This is a genomic window from Romboutsia hominis (assembly GCF_900002575.1).
GTDB classification, from domain to species: Bacteria; Bacillota; Clostridia; order Peptostreptococcales; family Peptostreptococcaceae; genus Romboutsia_C; species Romboutsia_C hominis.
In genome coordinates, this window is sequence record NZ_LN650648.1 from 1,227,702 (window position 1) to 1,244,856 (window position 17,155).

16 protein-coding genes are annotated in these 17,155 nt (G+C 28.4%); 12 read left to right on the plus strand and 4 right to left on the minus strand.

What is annotated here, in order from left to right; genetic code table 11:
• Positions 1-33 precede the first annotated feature (33 nt).
• The 4 genes from FRIFI_RS05875 to FRIFI_RS05890 all read left to right on the plus strand — a co-directional run bounded on the left by FRIFI_RS05875 (position 34) and on the right by FRIFI_RS05890 (position 2,278).
• Positions 34-303, plus strand: a complete 270-nt coding sequence (locus tag FRIFI_RS05875) for a BRO family protein (protein WP_092926141.1) — start codon at positions 34-36, stop codon at positions 301-303.
• A 14-nt stretch (positions 304-317) separates the two neighbouring features.
• Complete coding sequence (locus tag FRIFI_RS05880; protein WP_166505294.1) at positions 318-1,256, plus strand: DnaD domain protein; 939 nt, start codon at positions 318-320, stop codon at positions 1,254-1,256.
• Positions 1,237-1,938, plus strand: a complete 702-nt coding sequence (locus FRIFI_RS05885; protein WP_242977284.1) for a DnaA ATPase domain-containing protein — start codon at positions 1,237-1,239, stop codon at positions 1,936-1,938. The genes FRIFI_RS05880 and FRIFI_RS05885 overlap by 20 nt, the downstream gene beginning before the upstream one ends.
• A 73-nt stretch (positions 1,939-2,011) precedes the next feature.
• Complete coding sequence (locus FRIFI_RS05890; protein WP_166505295.1) at positions 2,012-2,278, plus strand: RNA polymerase sigma factor region1.1 domain-containing protein; 267 nt, start codon at positions 2,012-2,014, stop codon at positions 2,276-2,278.
• A gap of 157 nt (positions 2,279-2,435) precedes the next feature.
• Here FRIFI_RS05890 and FRIFI_RS15465 read toward each other — a convergent pair whose 3' ends face one another.
• The 4 genes from FRIFI_RS15465 to FRIFI_RS05910 form a co-directional block, all read right to left on the minus strand.
• A complete protein-coding gene (locus FRIFI_RS15465; RefSeq protein WP_166505296.1) occupies positions 2,436-2,582 on the minus strand; it encodes a YvrJ family protein in 147 nt (48 codons plus the stop codon).
• Positions 2,583-2,640: 58 nt separating this feature from the next.
• Complete coding sequence (locus FRIFI_RS05900; protein WP_166505297.1) at positions 2,641-2,868, minus strand: DUF2922 domain-containing protein; 228 nt, start codon at positions 2,866-2,868, stop codon at positions 2,641-2,643.
• 94 nt (positions 2,869-2,962) lie between these two features.
• The gene (locus tag FRIFI_RS05905; RefSeq protein WP_092926129.1) at positions 2,963-3,187 is read right to left on the minus strand and encodes a DUF1659 domain-containing protein; all 225 of its coding nucleotides are present in this window, start codon (positions 3,185-3,187) and stop codon (positions 2,963-2,965) included.
• A 244-nt stretch (positions 3,188-3,431) separates the two neighbouring features.
• A complete protein-coding gene (locus FRIFI_RS05910; RefSeq protein ID WP_166505298.1) occupies positions 3,432-4,097 on the minus strand; it encodes an N-acetylmuramoyl-L-alanine amidase family protein in 666 nt (221 codons plus the stop codon).
• Between the two features lie 506 nt (positions 4,098-4,603).
• Here FRIFI_RS05910 and hsdR point away from each other — a divergent pair.
• From hsdR to FRIFI_RS05950, 8 genes are all read left to right on the plus strand, one after another.
• Positions 4,604-7,879, plus strand: a complete 3,276-nt coding sequence (gene hsdR / locus FRIFI_RS05915; RefSeq protein WP_166505299.1) for a type I restriction-modification system endonuclease — start codon at positions 4,604-4,606, stop codon at positions 7,877-7,879.
• Positions 7,880-7,929: 50 nt separating this feature from the next.
• Positions 7,930-8,796 carry a tellurite resistance TerB family protein gene (locus FRIFI_RS05920; protein WP_166505300.1) on the plus strand — a complete coding sequence of 289 codons (867 nt, stop codon included), beginning with the start codon at positions 7,930-7,932 and terminating at the stop codon, positions 8,794-8,796.
• Positions 8,797-8,799: 3 nt separating this feature from the next.
• Entirely contained in the window at positions 8,800-10,188 is a 1,389-nt protein-coding gene (locus tag FRIFI_RS05925; protein ID WP_166505301.1) for a hypothetical protein, read from the plus strand.
• 245 nt (positions 10,189-10,433) lie between these two features.
• Positions 10,434-11,849, plus strand: a complete 1,416-nt coding sequence (locus FRIFI_RS05930; RefSeq protein ID WP_166505302.1) for a class I SAM-dependent DNA methyltransferase — start codon at positions 10,434-10,436, stop codon at positions 11,847-11,849.
• Between the two features lies 1 nt (position 11,850).
• Entirely contained in the window at positions 11,851-13,125 is a 1,275-nt protein-coding gene (locus FRIFI_RS05935; RefSeq protein ID WP_166505303.1) for a restriction endonuclease subunit S, read from the plus strand.
• A gap of 62 nt (positions 13,126-13,187) precedes the next feature.
• A complete protein-coding gene (locus FRIFI_RS05940; RefSeq protein ID WP_166505304.1) occupies positions 13,188-14,606 on the plus strand; it encodes a DUF262 domain-containing protein in 1,419 nt (472 codons plus the stop codon).
• Positions 14,599-15,681 carry an AAA family ATPase gene (locus FRIFI_RS05945; RefSeq protein WP_166505305.1) on the plus strand — a complete coding sequence of 361 codons (1,083 nt, stop codon included), beginning with the start codon at positions 14,599-14,601 and terminating at the stop codon, positions 15,679-15,681. Before FRIFI_RS05940 ends, FRIFI_RS05945 begins: the two co-directional genes overlap by 8 nt.
• Positions 15,678-16,550 (plus strand): hypothetical protein, encoded by an 873-nt coding sequence (locus FRIFI_RS05950; protein WP_166505306.1) that lies wholly within the window; start codon positions 15,678-15,680, stop codon positions 16,548-16,550. Before FRIFI_RS05945 ends, FRIFI_RS05950 begins: the two co-directional genes overlap by 4 nt.
• Positions 16,551-17,155: the final 605 nt, after the last annotated feature.

Sequence of the window (17,155 nt, forward strand, 5' to 3'; positions counted from 1 at the left end):
AATATGCTTATATAGAAAATAAGGGGGATACAGATGAATGATTTAAAGATTTTTTCAAATGAAGAATTTGGAGAAATAAATGTAGTAGTAATAAATAAAAAAGAATATTTTGAGGCTATACCAATAGCAAGGGCATTAGGATACTCAAATCAAAGAGATGCAATAATTAGATTATGCAAAAAAGAGGGTGTCGAGTTTTTAGACGTAGGGGTAAAATATGCACCACTTAGTATTGATAATGATATGTTTTTAGTAGATAATTCACTAGATACTATAGAAATTGAAGGAGAAAGTTTAAATTAAGGGGGGGATTTTATATGGCAATATTTAGACATGTAAGAACTGAATTTTGGAAAGATGAAAAAGTATTAGAAGAGATGACACCAGAGGACAAGCTATTTTTCTTATATATTTTAACTAATACAAACACAACACAAATAGGAATATATAAAATACCTAAAAAGCAAATAGCTTTTGAATTGGGGTACTCAGTAGAAAGTATAAATACACTTATAGATAGATTTGAAAATTACTACAAAATTATAAGATATAATCAACAAACACGTGAATTAGCCATAAGACGATGGGGAAAGTACAATTTAGTAAAAGGTGGAAAGCCAATAATAGACTGTGTAAAAAAAGAAGTCAAGGAAGTTAAGGATAAGAGCCTATTAGCTTATATAGCACAACATATAGATAAAGAAGAGATAAAAAGAGAGTTTGAAAATTATATAGACGATACGTGTAACGATTCGTTGGATAGTATATCTACCATAGGTGCGCAAAAAGAAAAAGAAAAAGAAAAAGAAAATAAAAAAGAAAAAGAAGAAGAAAAAGAAAATGAACACTTATCGTATTCTTCATCTTTAAGTAAGTTTAAAAAATTATATGAAGAAAATATAGGACTTATAAACGGTATAGTAGCACAGTGGTTAATAGATATTACAGAAACTATAGATTATGAATTATTTAAAAGAGCTATAGAGATTGCTACAGATAGAGGTAAATGTAACAAAGGATATGTAAATGGAATAATAAATCAATGGAATGATAACAACATAAAAAGTTATAGTGATTTATTAGCATATGAAAAAAGCTTAAAGAACAGGGGAGATAAATATGGAAAGGGTAGTAACAACTATAGAAACAATGAATATGCCATATGGTATGAAGGAGAGGATGAAGACATTTATAGAAAGCCAACACCAGAAGAAATTGCAGAAGTTGAACGAGAGTTTGGAAGGTTTAGAAGCTAAAGTTAGTGAGTATAGATGTAATAAGTGTAGAGATATGACATTTATTATAGATGAAGGTGTTGCAATTCCTTGTGCATGTAGGCAAGTAAGGATAGCTGAAGATATTTTAATAAAAAGTGGTATAAGTGAAGAGTTTAGAAACAAGAAATTTAGCAACTTTGTTTATGATATAGAAAAGCAAATTATATATGCTTATAAAAAAGCTTGTAATTATTCAAGAAACTTTAAAGATATTGAAAAGGATAGATATAACTCTATAATGTTTATGGGACAAGTTGGGTGTGGTAAAACCCATCTTTCCCTGGCTATAGCTAATGAGCTTATGGATGATGGGGTAGGTGTTGTGTATATGAGTTATAGAGAAGTTGTGACTAAACTTAAGCAAAATATTATGGATGAGGCTTATTATAATAGGGTGATGAACAGATATAAAAATGCTAGGGTGCTTTTGATTGATGATTTGTTTAAGGGCAGGATTAGTGATAGTGATGTTAATATTATCTTTGAGATTGTTAATCATAGGTATTTTAATAATTTGCCACTTATTGTTAGTTCGGAGAAGAGTGTTGAGGAACTTATAGGTATTGATGAGGCTATTGGTAGTAGGCTTATTGAAATGAGTAAAAATTATTTAGTAAAGATTATTGGAAAAAAATTAAATTTTAGAATATATGGAAAATAAAATTATAATTATAGGTTGAAATTTGTTATAATTAGAATTAGGATATATAGACTAAACATAAGGGGAGATTAAAATGAACGAAAAATTAAAGCAAGAAGTAATGGATGAATTTATAAATTTATTTAAAGAACTTGATAAAGGTGAAATGAAAAAAGTGATTGAATACATAGAAAAATTAATGGTAGGAGATCTAGCTGATTTAATAGAAAAAGGTAAAGAAGAAGGGATTCTCACAAAAGTAGAGATAGTAAATGCTTTTAAAAAAGCTAATCTTGATGAAGTACAAATGAACTACTTATATAATAGAATAGTTGATTTAGGAATAACAATAAGTGAATAATATATAAAACTTAAGGAATATAAAAAAGACAGGCTTTTGTTGCCTGTCTTTTGATTTATTAAGTCATTTTAAATATAAAAAGTACAAAGTAGATTTATATTAGTAGGATATTTAGAGCATTTCCTAAAATGGAATAATTATATATTTATTATAAAAATTATTTCATACCAATAATAGTTTTAGATAATTCATTAATACTATCAGATAGAACCTGAAGCTTTCCCTCAATCCTTACAAGTAAGTACATACTAAGGGCTATAGGAAAGCCAACAGAAGCTATAAGCGTTTGTAATTCAGAATTCACAAAAACACATCCCTTCAATAAATTAAAAGCTATGCTAAAAATAGCATAGCCTTATTAACTATAAAACCAAGTCGTATTCAGTAGTTCCAGTTTCAACAACCTTAGCTTCTACTAAAGATGCAAAGTTTTCTCCAGCTGGTTTAAATATATTTTTAGAAAGTATAGTAGTCATAGCTGTCTTTATCTCTGTTTCAGTTAAATTTTCCCTAGGGTCATCTACTGATATAGAAACCTTCTTTCCAGATGTTGTCATAAAACTCATTAACAATTTCTTTGAAACTTCCATAATACACCTCCATATAATTTAGATAAATTTAAGCAACGGATATACCTGAAGCGAGAGCGAAGGTATATCGTTGGCGCAGGAGCGAAGCGAATTCTTATTCTGATAATGTAGTATTGTCTATTATAGCTACTTCAAGTAGTGTATTGTTTTGAAGTGATGCTATAACAGCTCCAACAGCATATACATCATCATTTGTTGCTTCTGGATCTACATTAGAGTAAGTTCTACTTTTTACTTTTGTTTTTCCAGTTACATCATCAAGCCCACAGTCAAATCTTATTTTTAATCCTGATGGATTTTTAGTTGCAGTTACTGCCATAAGTATTCCTCCTTTATTTTTAGTAACGGGCCTGTTTTTTAGGCCGTTGACGCTATGAAATAGTTCGCCCACACAGTGGCTCAAGCATAGCGAATTTTTTAGTGAAGTTTTATACTTCTTGATAATAAGTATAGGTAAAGTGGATTTTTAAAGATATTAAAGTTTTTTATGAAAATATTTAAATACTCTATGTCTTAAAATGCGACGTAGGGTATTTTGAGTATGAAAGCACGACGTAGGGGTACTAGATTATATAAGTGTCATTAAAGCCTTTGGATATTGCTTTATTCTTAAGATTTACAGCATTAGTTTTATTTTTAAATGCTCCTATACATACTCTATAAAAATTCGAGTTATTCATTTTATCTATTATTGATTTATCCACAAATGAAAGTAGACTAGATGATATGGAGTCTGCTATGTCTTTTATATACTTAGGAGAAGCTAAGTTATTTTCAACAACAGAGTTTGATATAAAGTCTATCTCTATTAAAAGAGCAGGCATTTTAGTTTTTCTAAGTACAAAGAAGTCTTTTGATATTTTAACACCACGGTTAGGTGTATTTATAGTTTTTGATATGTTTGAGCATATGGTTTTAGCTAGGGGATATACTTTACTGTTTTTATCATATACCCATACTTCACATCCTTTGGCTGATTTGTTAGTTGATGAGTTCATGTGAAGGCTTATAAAGTAGTCACAGTTACATTTGTTTGCATTTTGACTTCTACAGTCTAGAGAGTAGTATTTATCAGTTTCTCTAGTTGTTATTACTTTTTCGAAAGCTTCTTCTAGGTTGTTTTTTATGAGCATTCCTATTTTTAATACTGTATCACTTTCTTTGGTTGAGTTATATCCTAATGCTCCAGGGTCTTTACCACCGTGGCCAAAGTCTAAGTACCATTTCATATTATTTACCTCCATTATTTTTATTTACAATTTAAGATAAACAATATAAAAAAGTATAATAAAGAATTTAAAATATTAGATAATTCTTATTCATAAATGAAATATGTAGATAGACCTAATTGAATATAATAGTGAAACATAGAGAATATAATGGTAACTATAAAGAGCTATCGAGAAAGTTTGGTATAAGTGAAGTACAAGTTAGAAATATCATCAATTCAAATATAACATATTAAATACAAAGAGGAACGTTTCGTTCCTCTTTACTTGTAAACTTAAAATATAAAAATTTCCTGGTAGAAATATATCATAATAAGCTTTAATACAATTTCTTCCAAATTAAAATAAAGAAAAATGAATTTAAATATGTTAAAATAAAGTAAAATCTTAAATTAAGATTTTTAATGATAATTTTGTTAAAATATTATTGTATAAGAGTAATTGTCAACAAATAGATAATAGATAATTATTTAGCATTATAAAATAATTAATTTAAGGGGAGAACTATGAGTAACTTTAACTTTCTAAATGAAAAATATCCAGAGCTTGCCAAGTTAGGCGAGTTTGCTGAAAAATACATATACCAAGACTCAAATACAGCTTTCATAAAGCTAGGAATATTTGGAGAAACAATAGTAAAATATATCATAAAACTAGAAGATATAGACGAAATATATATAAGTCATGACAAAAGTCAAATAAACAGAATAAAACTTCTAAAAAAAGAAGACCTACTACCAGAAGAAATAGAAAGCATATTACAAATACTAAGAAAGAAAAGAAACCCAGCAGCACACGAAGGATACGAAAATGTAGAAGAAGCAAAAGTAAATTTAAGACTTGCACACAAACTAGCAAACTGGTTTATGGAAGTATATGGGGATTACTACTTTGAGCCAGTAGAATTTGTAATGCCAGAGGAAAACAGCATAGAAAGTAGTAGTGAAAATCTTAAAAAACTAGAAGAAGAATATGAAGCCAAAATAAAAGAATACGAAAGTCAACTTAATAATCTAAAATCACTTAATGAAGATAAAACAGAAGATACAATTAAAAAAGAAAAATATCTAAGAAAAGAACGTTCTAAAAAAATCGCTAAAAACATGGATTTAAGTGAAGAAGAAACAAGAATGATAATAGATGAACAACTAAGAAATGCAGGATGGGAAGCAGACACTAAAAACTTAAGATATTCAAAAGGAACAAGACCTGTAAAAAACAAAAATATGGCAATAGCAGAATGGCCAACATCATCTAAATACAAAAAGAGTGGATATGTAGACTATGCACTATTTTGTGGAGAAAAATTAGTAGGATTTATAGAAGCTAAAAAATACTCACAAGATGTAGGTAGCCATATGATAGAAAATAAAATATACGCTAAAGGTGTAAAAGAAGAACACATAGACTATGTAGTTGGCGGATGGGAAGAATACAACGTACCATTTTTATTTACATCAAATGGTAGAAAATATATAGAAGAAATAAAAGAAAAAAGTGGAGTACATTTTCTAGATTGTAGAAAGCCTACAAATAACCCTAAAGTACTTCAAAACTTCTACACACCACAAAATATAATGGAACTTTTACAAAGTGACTTAGAAAAATCAAATGAAGAATTAGACAAACTATCATTTGACTTTTTACAAGATCCTAAAGGAGTAGGACTTAGATATTACCAAGTAGATGCCATAAAAGCAGTAGAGCGTGCTATAAAAGAAGAAAAAGAATCAGCTCTTATAACAATGGCAACAGGAACAGGAAAAACAAGAACAGTACTAGGCCTTATATATAGACTACTTAAAACAAATAGATTTAAACGTATACTATTTTTAGTAGATAGAACAAGTTTGGGAAACCAAGCTAGTGAAACATTTGAAGAGGTAAAGATAACAGACTTATTAACACTTAATCAAATATATAACATAAACAAACTAGAAGATAAAAAAATAGACAAAGAAACAAAAGTACATATAGCAACAGTACAAGCAATGGTAAAACGTATAATGTACAATAGTGATGAATCTCAAATACCAGGAGTAGGAGATTATGACGCTATAATAATAGACGAAGCTCATAGAGGATATATACTAGACAAAGAAGTATTAGAAGAAGAATTAGAATACAAAGATGAAAAAGACTTCTTAAGTAAATACAAAAAAGTAATAGACTACTTTGATGCATTTAAAATAGCACTAACAGCAACACCAGCACTACATACAACACAAATATTTGGGGCACCAGTATACAGTTATACTTATAGAAATGCTGTAATAGATGGATACTTAGTAGATCATGAGCCACCACATATTATAAAAACTAAACTATTAGAAGAAGGAATACATCTAAAAAAAGGTGATAGTGTAGTAAAATATGATCCAACAACAGGAGAAGTATTAAACGGTGCATATCTTGAAGATGATGTAGACTTTGAAATAGATTCATTTAATAAAAAAATAATAGTAGAAAGCCATACAAGAGAAGCACTAAATGAAGTAGCTAAATACATAAGCCCTGATGAAGATGGAAAAACTTTAATATTTGCAACAAATGATTATCATGCAGATATGATAGTAAGAATACTAAAAGAGATATACACAGACTTACTAGGTGAAGTAGATGATGATAGTATACTTAAAATAACTGGAAAACTAAAAGATCCAGAACTAGCTATAAAACAATATAAAAATGAAAAATATCCAAATATAGCAGTAACAGTAGACCTATTATCAACAGGAATAGACGTACCTAAAATAAATAAAATAGTATTTATGAGAAGAGTAAAATCAAGAATACTATATGAACAAATGTTGGGAAGAGCCACAAGACTTTGTGATGAAATAAATAAAACACACTTTGAAATATATGACTGTGTAAATCTATACGAAGCATTAGAAGATGTTACTAATATGAAACCAGTAGTAGTAGATTCTAAAGATAGCTTCAAAAAACTTAGAAACCAATTAAGTGAAGATATAAGCATAGAAGCTAAAGAAAATATAGTAAATAAAGTAGTAGCAAAACTACAAAGAAAGAAAAAGCTAATAAAAGAAGAAGCAGTGTTTAAATCATTAGCAAATAATAAATCTCCAGGAGAATTTATAAAAGAGCTTAAAGAACTAAACACAGAAGAAGCTATAAAAACAATAATAGAAAATGATAGGTTAATGACTTATCTAGATGAAAAAGCACTAGATAAAAATCTATTAATAATAGCAAAAGAAGAAGACGTATTAACAGAACATAGCAGAGGATATGGAAAAGGAAAACGTCCAGAAGACTATATAAATGAATTTGAAGCCTATATAAAAGAAAATATGAATGAAATAGTAGCTTTAAACGTATTGTGCACAAAACCAAAATCAATGACTAGAAATGATTTAAAGGCTATAAAACAAATACTAGATGGAGCTGGATTTAATGAAGAATATCTAAAAACAGCCTATAAGGATATGACTAATGAAGAAATAACAGCAGATATAATAGCATTCATAAGACAAAAGGCCATAGGAAGTGTGCTTATATCAAAAGAAGATAGAGTTAAAAAGGCTATGAGTAAAATCAAAAAAGAGTTTAACTTTACACCACTTCAAGTCAAATGGTTAGAAAAAATAGAGAAATATATGATAAAAGAAGTTATAATAGATAAGGATGTATTTAGTATGGGTAACTTCAAAAGAGAAGGTGGCTTTAATAGATATAACAAAATCTTTGATGAAAGATTAGATGAAGTCATAGACAAACTAAAAGAGCATATGTTTAATGAAAATGAACTAGCATAATACAAATATAAAAATTCATAATAACTTACAGTGCATATAGGGAGATAGATATGAAAAAAAGTAAAGATATTAAATTTGAGGAAACACAACTATTAGATTTATATGCCATAATGTTTGGAATGGCATATGCAGATGGTGAGTTAGAAAAAGATGAATTACAAGCAATATATGAAGTTATAAACACAGAGGGTTTTAGTGAGGACGGTAAAAGAGCAATTCAAGACTATATAGTTTTAGCTCCAGATATAGATGTACATATAAATAATATAAAAAGAGAAATAGAAGAATTGAGATTTACATGCTATGTAAATGCCGTAGAAGTAGCATATTCAAACTATATAATAGAGGAATCAGAAGAAAGATTATTAAAAAGACTAAAGACATCTTTTGGAATAACAGAAAAGCAAGATATTGAAATAAGAAAATTTGTAAAAGAAGCTAGAAGGATAAAAGATAGAGGAATTGATGATAAATATGCGGAAGATGCATTAAAATCAGCTATGGCAGGTCTAGGAGCAGTTGGAGTACCTGTAGCAGCAGTTTATTTCTGTGGTTCTGTTGTAGGATTAAGTGCGGCAGGTATAACTAGTGGGCTAGCAGCTTTAGGCTTAGGTATGGGTATGGTACCTGGTATAGGAATGGCTATTGTAATAGGAGCAGGTATATTCATAGCAGTTAGCAAACTTTTAGATGTAGGCGGAAAGAGAAAGAAAGAAAAAGCTCTTAAGGAAAAAGAGAGGAGAGCTCAGCAAGTAATAAAAAATCTTCAAGAGTCTATAAATCATCTAGTAGATAAAATAAAAGAATTAGAAATCAAAGCTAAGGATGCTGATGCTAATAAAGAAGCTGTAAAAGAGTTAAGTAAGAGATTAAAAATGTTACAGCAAGTTGTTATGAATAAAAAGGCAAGTGTATAAATTATGTTAAGTAGTGAAGAACTTAAAGATTTACAATCTATACTAGCTGTTCAACATGATATAATCTATAAAATTAATAATAAAATAGATCATATAGAAAAATCATTTGAAAATAACAATGAAGTAAAAATAGAATTAGCAGAATTAGATGATATTTTAGCTTTTTTAGAGGAAAATAGCGAGTACATTAGCCCTGAAGATATTGATGAATTTGATGAAAGTAATATAAGTGAACTATATAATAGAAATATTGAATTAGTAAAAAATGACTTGAAAAAAATAGATTATATAGACTGGAATTCATATGTATGCGAATGTATAAAATACTCTGCAGAAAATGATTTGGACATATTTACGCCATATGAAGCATTTTTAAGTGAAGATGATTTAAAGATAATAAAAAGTGAATCTTATAAAAATAAATATAGATGGGATAAGATTGATTATGTAGTTGTAGGTGTAGCTGGTTTTTTAGCCGCATTAACTGATATACTTATAGTCTCTATTCCAAAGGATATGAATACGGGAAAGTACAAAGGTCAGAAAGGAAGTGAAGTAACTAAATGGTTACATAGTTTAAAACTTCCTGAATGGTTACAAGAATGGTCTGAGAACTTTGCTAAAGTATCATATGATAATACTGGTGGATCAAATCATAGAATAGACACACCTGGTCATGATCCTATTTTAGGATTAGTCTTTGGTGTATTAGACATTATGCTTGGCAATGCTACTGTTATAAAAGGCGGAGATATAAGTACTAGAAATATATCAAATGGGACTAATATTTTAGAAGCAATAATAAAGCAGATGATACATCTATTATCTGATGTGGCAACTAAAAGAGGGCTTCCAGTACCTTTTGCATCTTTATTTAGATTGATAAATATAGGTAGTTTCGAAAGAGGTAATGGAAAAACTGGAACAGTAAGTGATTTAGCTGGTTGGATGTATCATCATGGTTATGATCTTAGGCATTTTGTTACTATGAGTATAACTCCTGCAACTATAGAAATTATTATTAGGGCTTATATTATGATAAGACACTATGCTGAAGATAAAGATGAAGATATTAAAATACATAAAGATCCCAAATACAGATCTATGTTATTAAGTGCACATGCTATAGCTTCTGCAATGAATGCAGGTAAAGTAACATTAGCACAAGGTAATCCATTAGCTATAAATTATTCTGAATGGTTAGCCTTATTAAGATATTTACTCCCAACCATGAAATATTGGGTATTTGATAAACATAAGTTAGAAATACAACACTTAGAAAACATAAATGATGATTTATGGAATGAATTAACTATAAATAGCTATGAAATACTAGATAGGATAAATTATGATGATATGCCTAATTTTGAACTTGGAAGTAATCAAGTTTAAATAAAAATATGAACTGTAGTTATACAATCAGAACAACTTAGCATACATCAAACGAGATTAACAATTAGCAATAAAGGTATTTTAGTTTCTGCTTGTAGGATTAACATACTTTTAATATTTATAAAAATAGGTTAACATATAATAAGACATAAAGATAATGTAAACTTAATTATCATAATTATTTATATGATTTGATAAAAGCCAGTCTTATGACTGGTTTTTTATACATAATAAGGAGATTACAGATGAATACACAAGAAATAGTAAACAAACTTTGGAACCTTTGTAACGTACTTAGAGATGACGGTATAACATATCATCAATATGTTACAGAGCTAACTTATATTCTTTTCCTAAAGATGGCAAAAGAAACAGGAGTAGAAGACAATATACCAGAAGGATATAGATGGGACGACCTAACTACTAAATCAGGTATAGAACTTAAAAAATTCTACAAAGAACTATTAGCATACTTAGGAGAAGAGTGTGACGGTAGAGTTAGAGAAATATACAATGGAGCTTCTACTAATATAGAAGAGCCTAAAAACTTAGAAAAAATAATAAAAAGTATAGATGACTTAGACTGGTATTCTGCAAAAGAAGAAGGACTAGGAGACTTATACGAGGGACTACTTGAAAAGAATGCATCTGAGAAAAAATCAGGAGCAGGACAATACTTTACACCAAGAGTACTAATAGACATTATGGTTAAATTAATAGATCCAAAACCAGGAGAAAAATGTAATGACCCTGCATGTGGTACATTTGGATTTATGATAGCAGCAGACCACTATGTAAAATCTAAAACTGATAACTTAGATGATTTAGACATAGATGAACAAGAATTCCAAAGAGCAGAAGCTTTCACAGGATGTGAGCTAGTACATGACACTCATAGACTAGCTATGATGAATGCTATGCTTCATGATATAGACAGTAATATATATTTAGGAGATACATTGTCTAATTTAGGTAAGCAAATGAAAAACTTTGATGTTGTATTATCTAATCCACCATTTGGTACTAAAAAAGGTGGAGAGAGAACTACAAGAGATGACTTAGTTTATCAGACATCAAACAAGCAGTTAAACTTCTTACAACATATATATAGATCACTTAAAGCAGACGGAAAAGCAAGATGTGCAGTAGTTCTTCCTGATAATGTATTATTCCAAGAGGGAGACGGTACTAAGATAAGAACGGACTTAATGGACAAGTGTAACTTACACACTATACTTAGACTTCCTACAGGAATATTCTACGCACAAGGGGTTAAGACTAATGTATTATTCTTTACTAGAGGTATGGATGAGAAGGACAATACTAAGGATGTATGGTTCTATGATTTAAGAACTAACATGCCTAACTTTGGCAAGACTAATCCACTTAAGGAAAGTCATTTTGATGATTTTATAAAAGCTTATACTGCTGATGATAGAGAAGCTATAGAAGACGAGAGATGGAACAAGATCACAAGAGATGAGATAAGAGAGAAAAATGATAACCTTGATTTAGGTCTTATTAAGGATGATAGTATACTAGATTATGAGGATTTACCTGATCCTGTTGAAAGTGCTGAGGAAGCTGTAGCAAAATTAGAGGAAGCTACTGATTTACTTATGAGTGTTATTAAGGAATTAAAGGCTTTAGGTGGTGAGTAGGATGGCTAAGAAGAAGTTGACATTAGAGGATGTGCTTGTGCCTAAGGAGGAGATTCCTTATGAGGTTCCTGAGAATTGGTGTTGGAGCAATATAAATAGTATAAGTGAAAGATTTACAGATGGGGATTGGATATTAAGTAGTAATTTTGATGATAATGGAAATGTAAGAGTACTTCAGTTAGCTGATATAGGTATTGGAAGATTTATAGATAAATCAAATAGATTTTTAAATGAAAGTACATTCAATGAATTAGGATGTACAGAAATATACACAGGAGATCTTCTTATTTCACGTATGGCAGAGCCAATAGGAAGAAGTATGATAGTACCTAAGTTAAATCATAAACTTGTAACAGCAGTAGATGTTTCTATACTAACACCTAATGAAAAGATAGTTAAGAAAGAGTATTTAAATTATTTATTTAATAGTAATTATTTTAGAGAGTCATGTGAAAAATTAGCAAGAGGTACAACAAGACTTAGAATCACTAGAAAAAATTTAGGATTAATACCTATACCACTACCTCCTGTATCTGAGCAAGAAAGGATTGTTAATAGGATTGAGGGCCTTTTTGAGAAGATTGACAAGGCAAGTGAGCTTATTGATGAGGCTAGGAGAGATTTTGAGAAGAGAAGGGCTGCTATTTTGGAGAGGGCTTTTTGCGGTGAGTTGACTAATACGTGGCGTGAAGAGAATGGTATTGGGTTTAGTTTAGAGATGAAAGAATTTAAAGATATTGCTACTGTTAAAAGTAACTTAGTAAAACCTCAAGAGTATATGAATTATCCACATATAGCACCAGATAATATAGAAAAAAAGACAGGAAGACTTTTGGAGTATAGAACGGTAGAAGAAGATAATGTAAAAAGTGCCAAGCATAAATTTTATCCTAGTCAAATTCTATATTCAAAAATAAGACCATATTTATCAAAAGTTGTAATAGTTGATTTTGAAGGATTATGTAGTGCGGATATGTACCCTATAGAAACAGAGTTAGAAACTAAATATTTATATTGGTACATGCTATCTCAAAAGTTTTTAGATTATGCTTCCAACTGTGGATCAAGATCTGTATTACCTAAGATAAATCAAAAAGAACTTGGTAAGATTCCAGTACCTGTAGTTACTAGAGAAGAACAAAAAGAAGTAGTTAAGATTATAGATAAATTAATTGAAGCAGAAAAAAGTGTAGAACAGATTTCAGATGTAAGTGAATATACGGATATAATAAAAAAATCTATTCTTGCTAAGGCTTTTAGAGGTGAACTTTCATAAGAATAGACTATAGGAAAAAATTAATACAAGGTTATATAAAATATAGAGAGTGAGGATTTTATGTGAATACTATAAAAAATATTGTTATAGAAGTAAATATAGATGGAGATATAGAATTATTTGAGTTTAAGTATATTAAAAGTGATAAAATGTATTCTAGTAAAAATACAATAAAACTACAAATAACCTTAGATGAGTATAAGAGATGTGATACTGTCAAAAGAAAAGATGAGAGTACTTTGTTTATAAGTTATACACAAACTATTGAAGAGCTATTCAAAGAAAAGTACAATGCAACAGTTGACAAACTGAATGAGGAAATGGCGGATGGGGTTGAGTTTACAGAATCAGAAATAGAAAGAAATGATGAAATAATTGTACCCTATGATCCAAATTTAATAAGGGTGTCTCAAGCTAGATTCTCTTTAAAAGAAATATTTGATATGTTAGTTGGAGATGAATATGATGAAGAGCCTATACTGGATTTATCTCCAGATTTTCAAAGACGATATGTGTGGGATAATACTAGAAAGTCAAGACTTATAGAATCTATATTGCTAAAAATACCACTACCCGTGTTTTATTTATCAAGAGATTATGATGGTAAGTATCAGGTTGTAGATGGTGTCCAACGATTATCTGTTATTAAAGAGTTTTTCTCAAATGGATTTAAATTGAAAAATTTAGAATATCTTACTGATGAATGTGAGAATAGATATTTCCACAATAAAAAGTCTGAGTCATTGCATCCTAGATTTGTAAGAACACTTAGGTCATATCAAATCGATTGTAATGTTATAGAGCCAGAAACACCTCATAAAGTAAAACTAGATATATTTAAGAGACTTAATACAGGAGGAAAAAATCTAAATAATCAAGAAATAAGAAATTCTATTTTAAAACCCTCACCAAGAGATTTTATAAGGAAGTTAGCTAATTCAAAAGAATTTATATTAGCAACTAATAACAGTATAAGTACAACGAGAATGATGGACCAAGAGATGATAGTAAGATATATAGGTTTTTACTTTATATATAAAAGACAAGATTTATTTCCAAACTTAAAATATAATGGGAAAATGAATGAATTTCTAGACTTAACAATAGAATTATTAAATGAGAACTTTAAATATATTCCATTTGATGAAATTGAGAATAATTTCTATAAAGCGATGATAAATGCAAGGAATATTTTTAATGAATATGCTTTTAGAAAAGTTGAAAATAGGTATTTATATAAAGATAAAAATAAAATAAATAAATCATTATTTACTATATTTTCTATATTACTATCAGATTATGAAGTTAAAGATATTAAATCAAAAGGAATTATATTAGATCAATTTGCAGAGTTCCTGCAAGATGATAAATATATATATGAGTCTATAACATACTTAAGTGCGGAAAAAACTAGTATAGATACAACATACTTAAGATTAAAGTTTTTCTTAAATGAAATTTATGGAGGAAAAAATGATTAATTATATAAAACTAAAAAATTTTAAATGCTTTGAGAATGAACAAATAAAACTATCTAAGTCAACATTATTATTGGGTGTTAATTCAGGTGGGAAATCATCATTAATACAATCCTTGCTATTATTCAATTCATCAATATTTAATTTACAAGATAAAGATATAAGTAGTTTAGATTTAATTAATAATAAATATAATTTGAATTTATATTCATTTGATGAGATTCTTAATAATAAATACGATGATGATTTTTTCGAGATAAGTATATTTAATGGTAATGAAGAAACAAAAATAGAGTATACACCAACAGATGATAATAATATTATAGATTTAAATATAGATACAAACACAAATATGGAACCTTTAGATATTATTTACTTAGGAGCAGAAAGATCAATAACCTCATTTCAAAGGAATGGGAATATAAACAATATAGAATTGGGACGAAACAATGAATATATAGGATATATAATAGAGAAAGGTAAAAAAAGAGCAGTAAAAGCTTATGAGGATAGAAATCATTGGACATTTAAAGATACTGCGTTATTTGATTTTCAAGTGAATAAATGGTTAGACTATATTTTACCAAGTAACAAAGTATCGGCGAGTAGTATTGGTATAGATAATTATATTTCATTAACTTTTGGTGAAAAACTGAATTTACATCAAACTAATATAGGCTATGGAGTGTCATTTATATTGCCTATAATTGTAGGTGGATTAATAGCTAAACCAGAATCAATACTTATAGTAGAAAATCCAGAGTTACATTTACATCCAAGCGCACAATCTAAAATTGCAGAGTTCTTAGGTCTTATATCTATGGCAGGAGTACAAGTAATTGTAGAAACTCACAGTGAACATGTAGTAAATGGATTTAGAAAATCTGTTTTAAATAAAGAACATCCATTACAAAATGTTGACTTAGTTATAAACTATTTTGACAATGATGGTTCTTGTGAGATTAAAAGAATAGAGCTAAATGAAAGAGCTGAAATAAAGTACTGGCCTAAAGGTTTCATGGATCAAGAAGAAAAAGATTTATTTGAAATGAGGAAAATGAGGCTAGGAATACAATGAAAAATATAATTTTAGATAACAATAGTATGCTTAAGTTTCTAGAAAATGAGGATACCTTAAATGATGATTTTACATTGATGCTGGAGCTAATAAAAAAATTATCATTTACTGTTGATATTAATCACAGCGATCAGGATACTTTAATAAAAATATATGAAGAACTGTATATGACTGAGGATTATAATGAAAATAAAAAGAGCATAAGTATACTATTAGAAAAATATTCAAACTGTATATATCAGGATGAGTACACAGAACGTATAAATGAACTTAATTTACTTATAAATACAGAGTCAAAAGAATTTAAAGATATACTTAAAGACACATTTATATTTGATATAGGTAAAGGATTAATTGGTTTTGATATAGACGAAGTAAATTCTGGAATAAGGCATGCAAAAGATATAAATGAAATGAAAGAAGTATTGCTTATCTTATCGTTAAGACATGAAGAAATAGAAAAATTTATGTTAGATGTAGAAAATATACTAGATACTCTAATATTTGATGAAGATATCATTGATGGGATAGCAAAATTAAATGATGGGTTTGAAAATAGAAAAAAAGAAATAATTTATCATTTGTACTGTATAGATACACAGATTCCTAAAATAATTGCAATGAATGTAAAGGGATTTAGAGAAATTGGAGAACAAATGACATTACCATGTACGCCTGAAAGTGGAAGATATGAAGAATTAGTAAAGGTTATTAATGGAAAACGTGTAAATTGTGAATTACATACAAAAATGAAAAGAATGTCTGCTAAAGCACCTGATAGAATTTATTTTTGTCCATCTCTTCCAGAAGGTGTATTTAAAGAAGATAGTAGAAGTATTTTTATTTATAAGATAACTAAGCATGTATGATCAAATTATGTGCATATACTTCTTTAATACTAATAAAAAATTATCAACAATAAAATAAATGATAAATTTAAATAAATTAATAATGACCATATAAAACCTACTAAAAACTATAATAATTAGTATATAAGAAAAATTCAGAGGGAAAGAACTTGGTTATTTGTATCAAGTTCTTTATATTATATGTTATAAGCTTGATAAGATAAACATACATAAATGTATATAATTTTACAGCATAAAATAAATATAAGTGAGAAGTATCATATGTAGCAAATGTCTAGTGATATTAAAGTAATATTGTATTATTTTCAATAATTATTGTAAATAAGGGTGAAGGATCACTAAGACAATTAGCTGAAAACTAAATCACTATAATACGAACCTCAAAATAAGGGTCTGATTAATAAAAATGTCCTTTTAATTCTGTAAATAATGATACATATGTGTATATAAGTAGTTATTATCATAATTCTAGTAGCTGCAAATTCTTAAATGGAGCTTGAGCTACAAAAGTTGATATAAACTCTGTAAATTGAAAACACCCTTATAATTGTGTAAAATACTAGAACTATAAAGTTAAACTACAATTAATAAATTTAACTAAATGT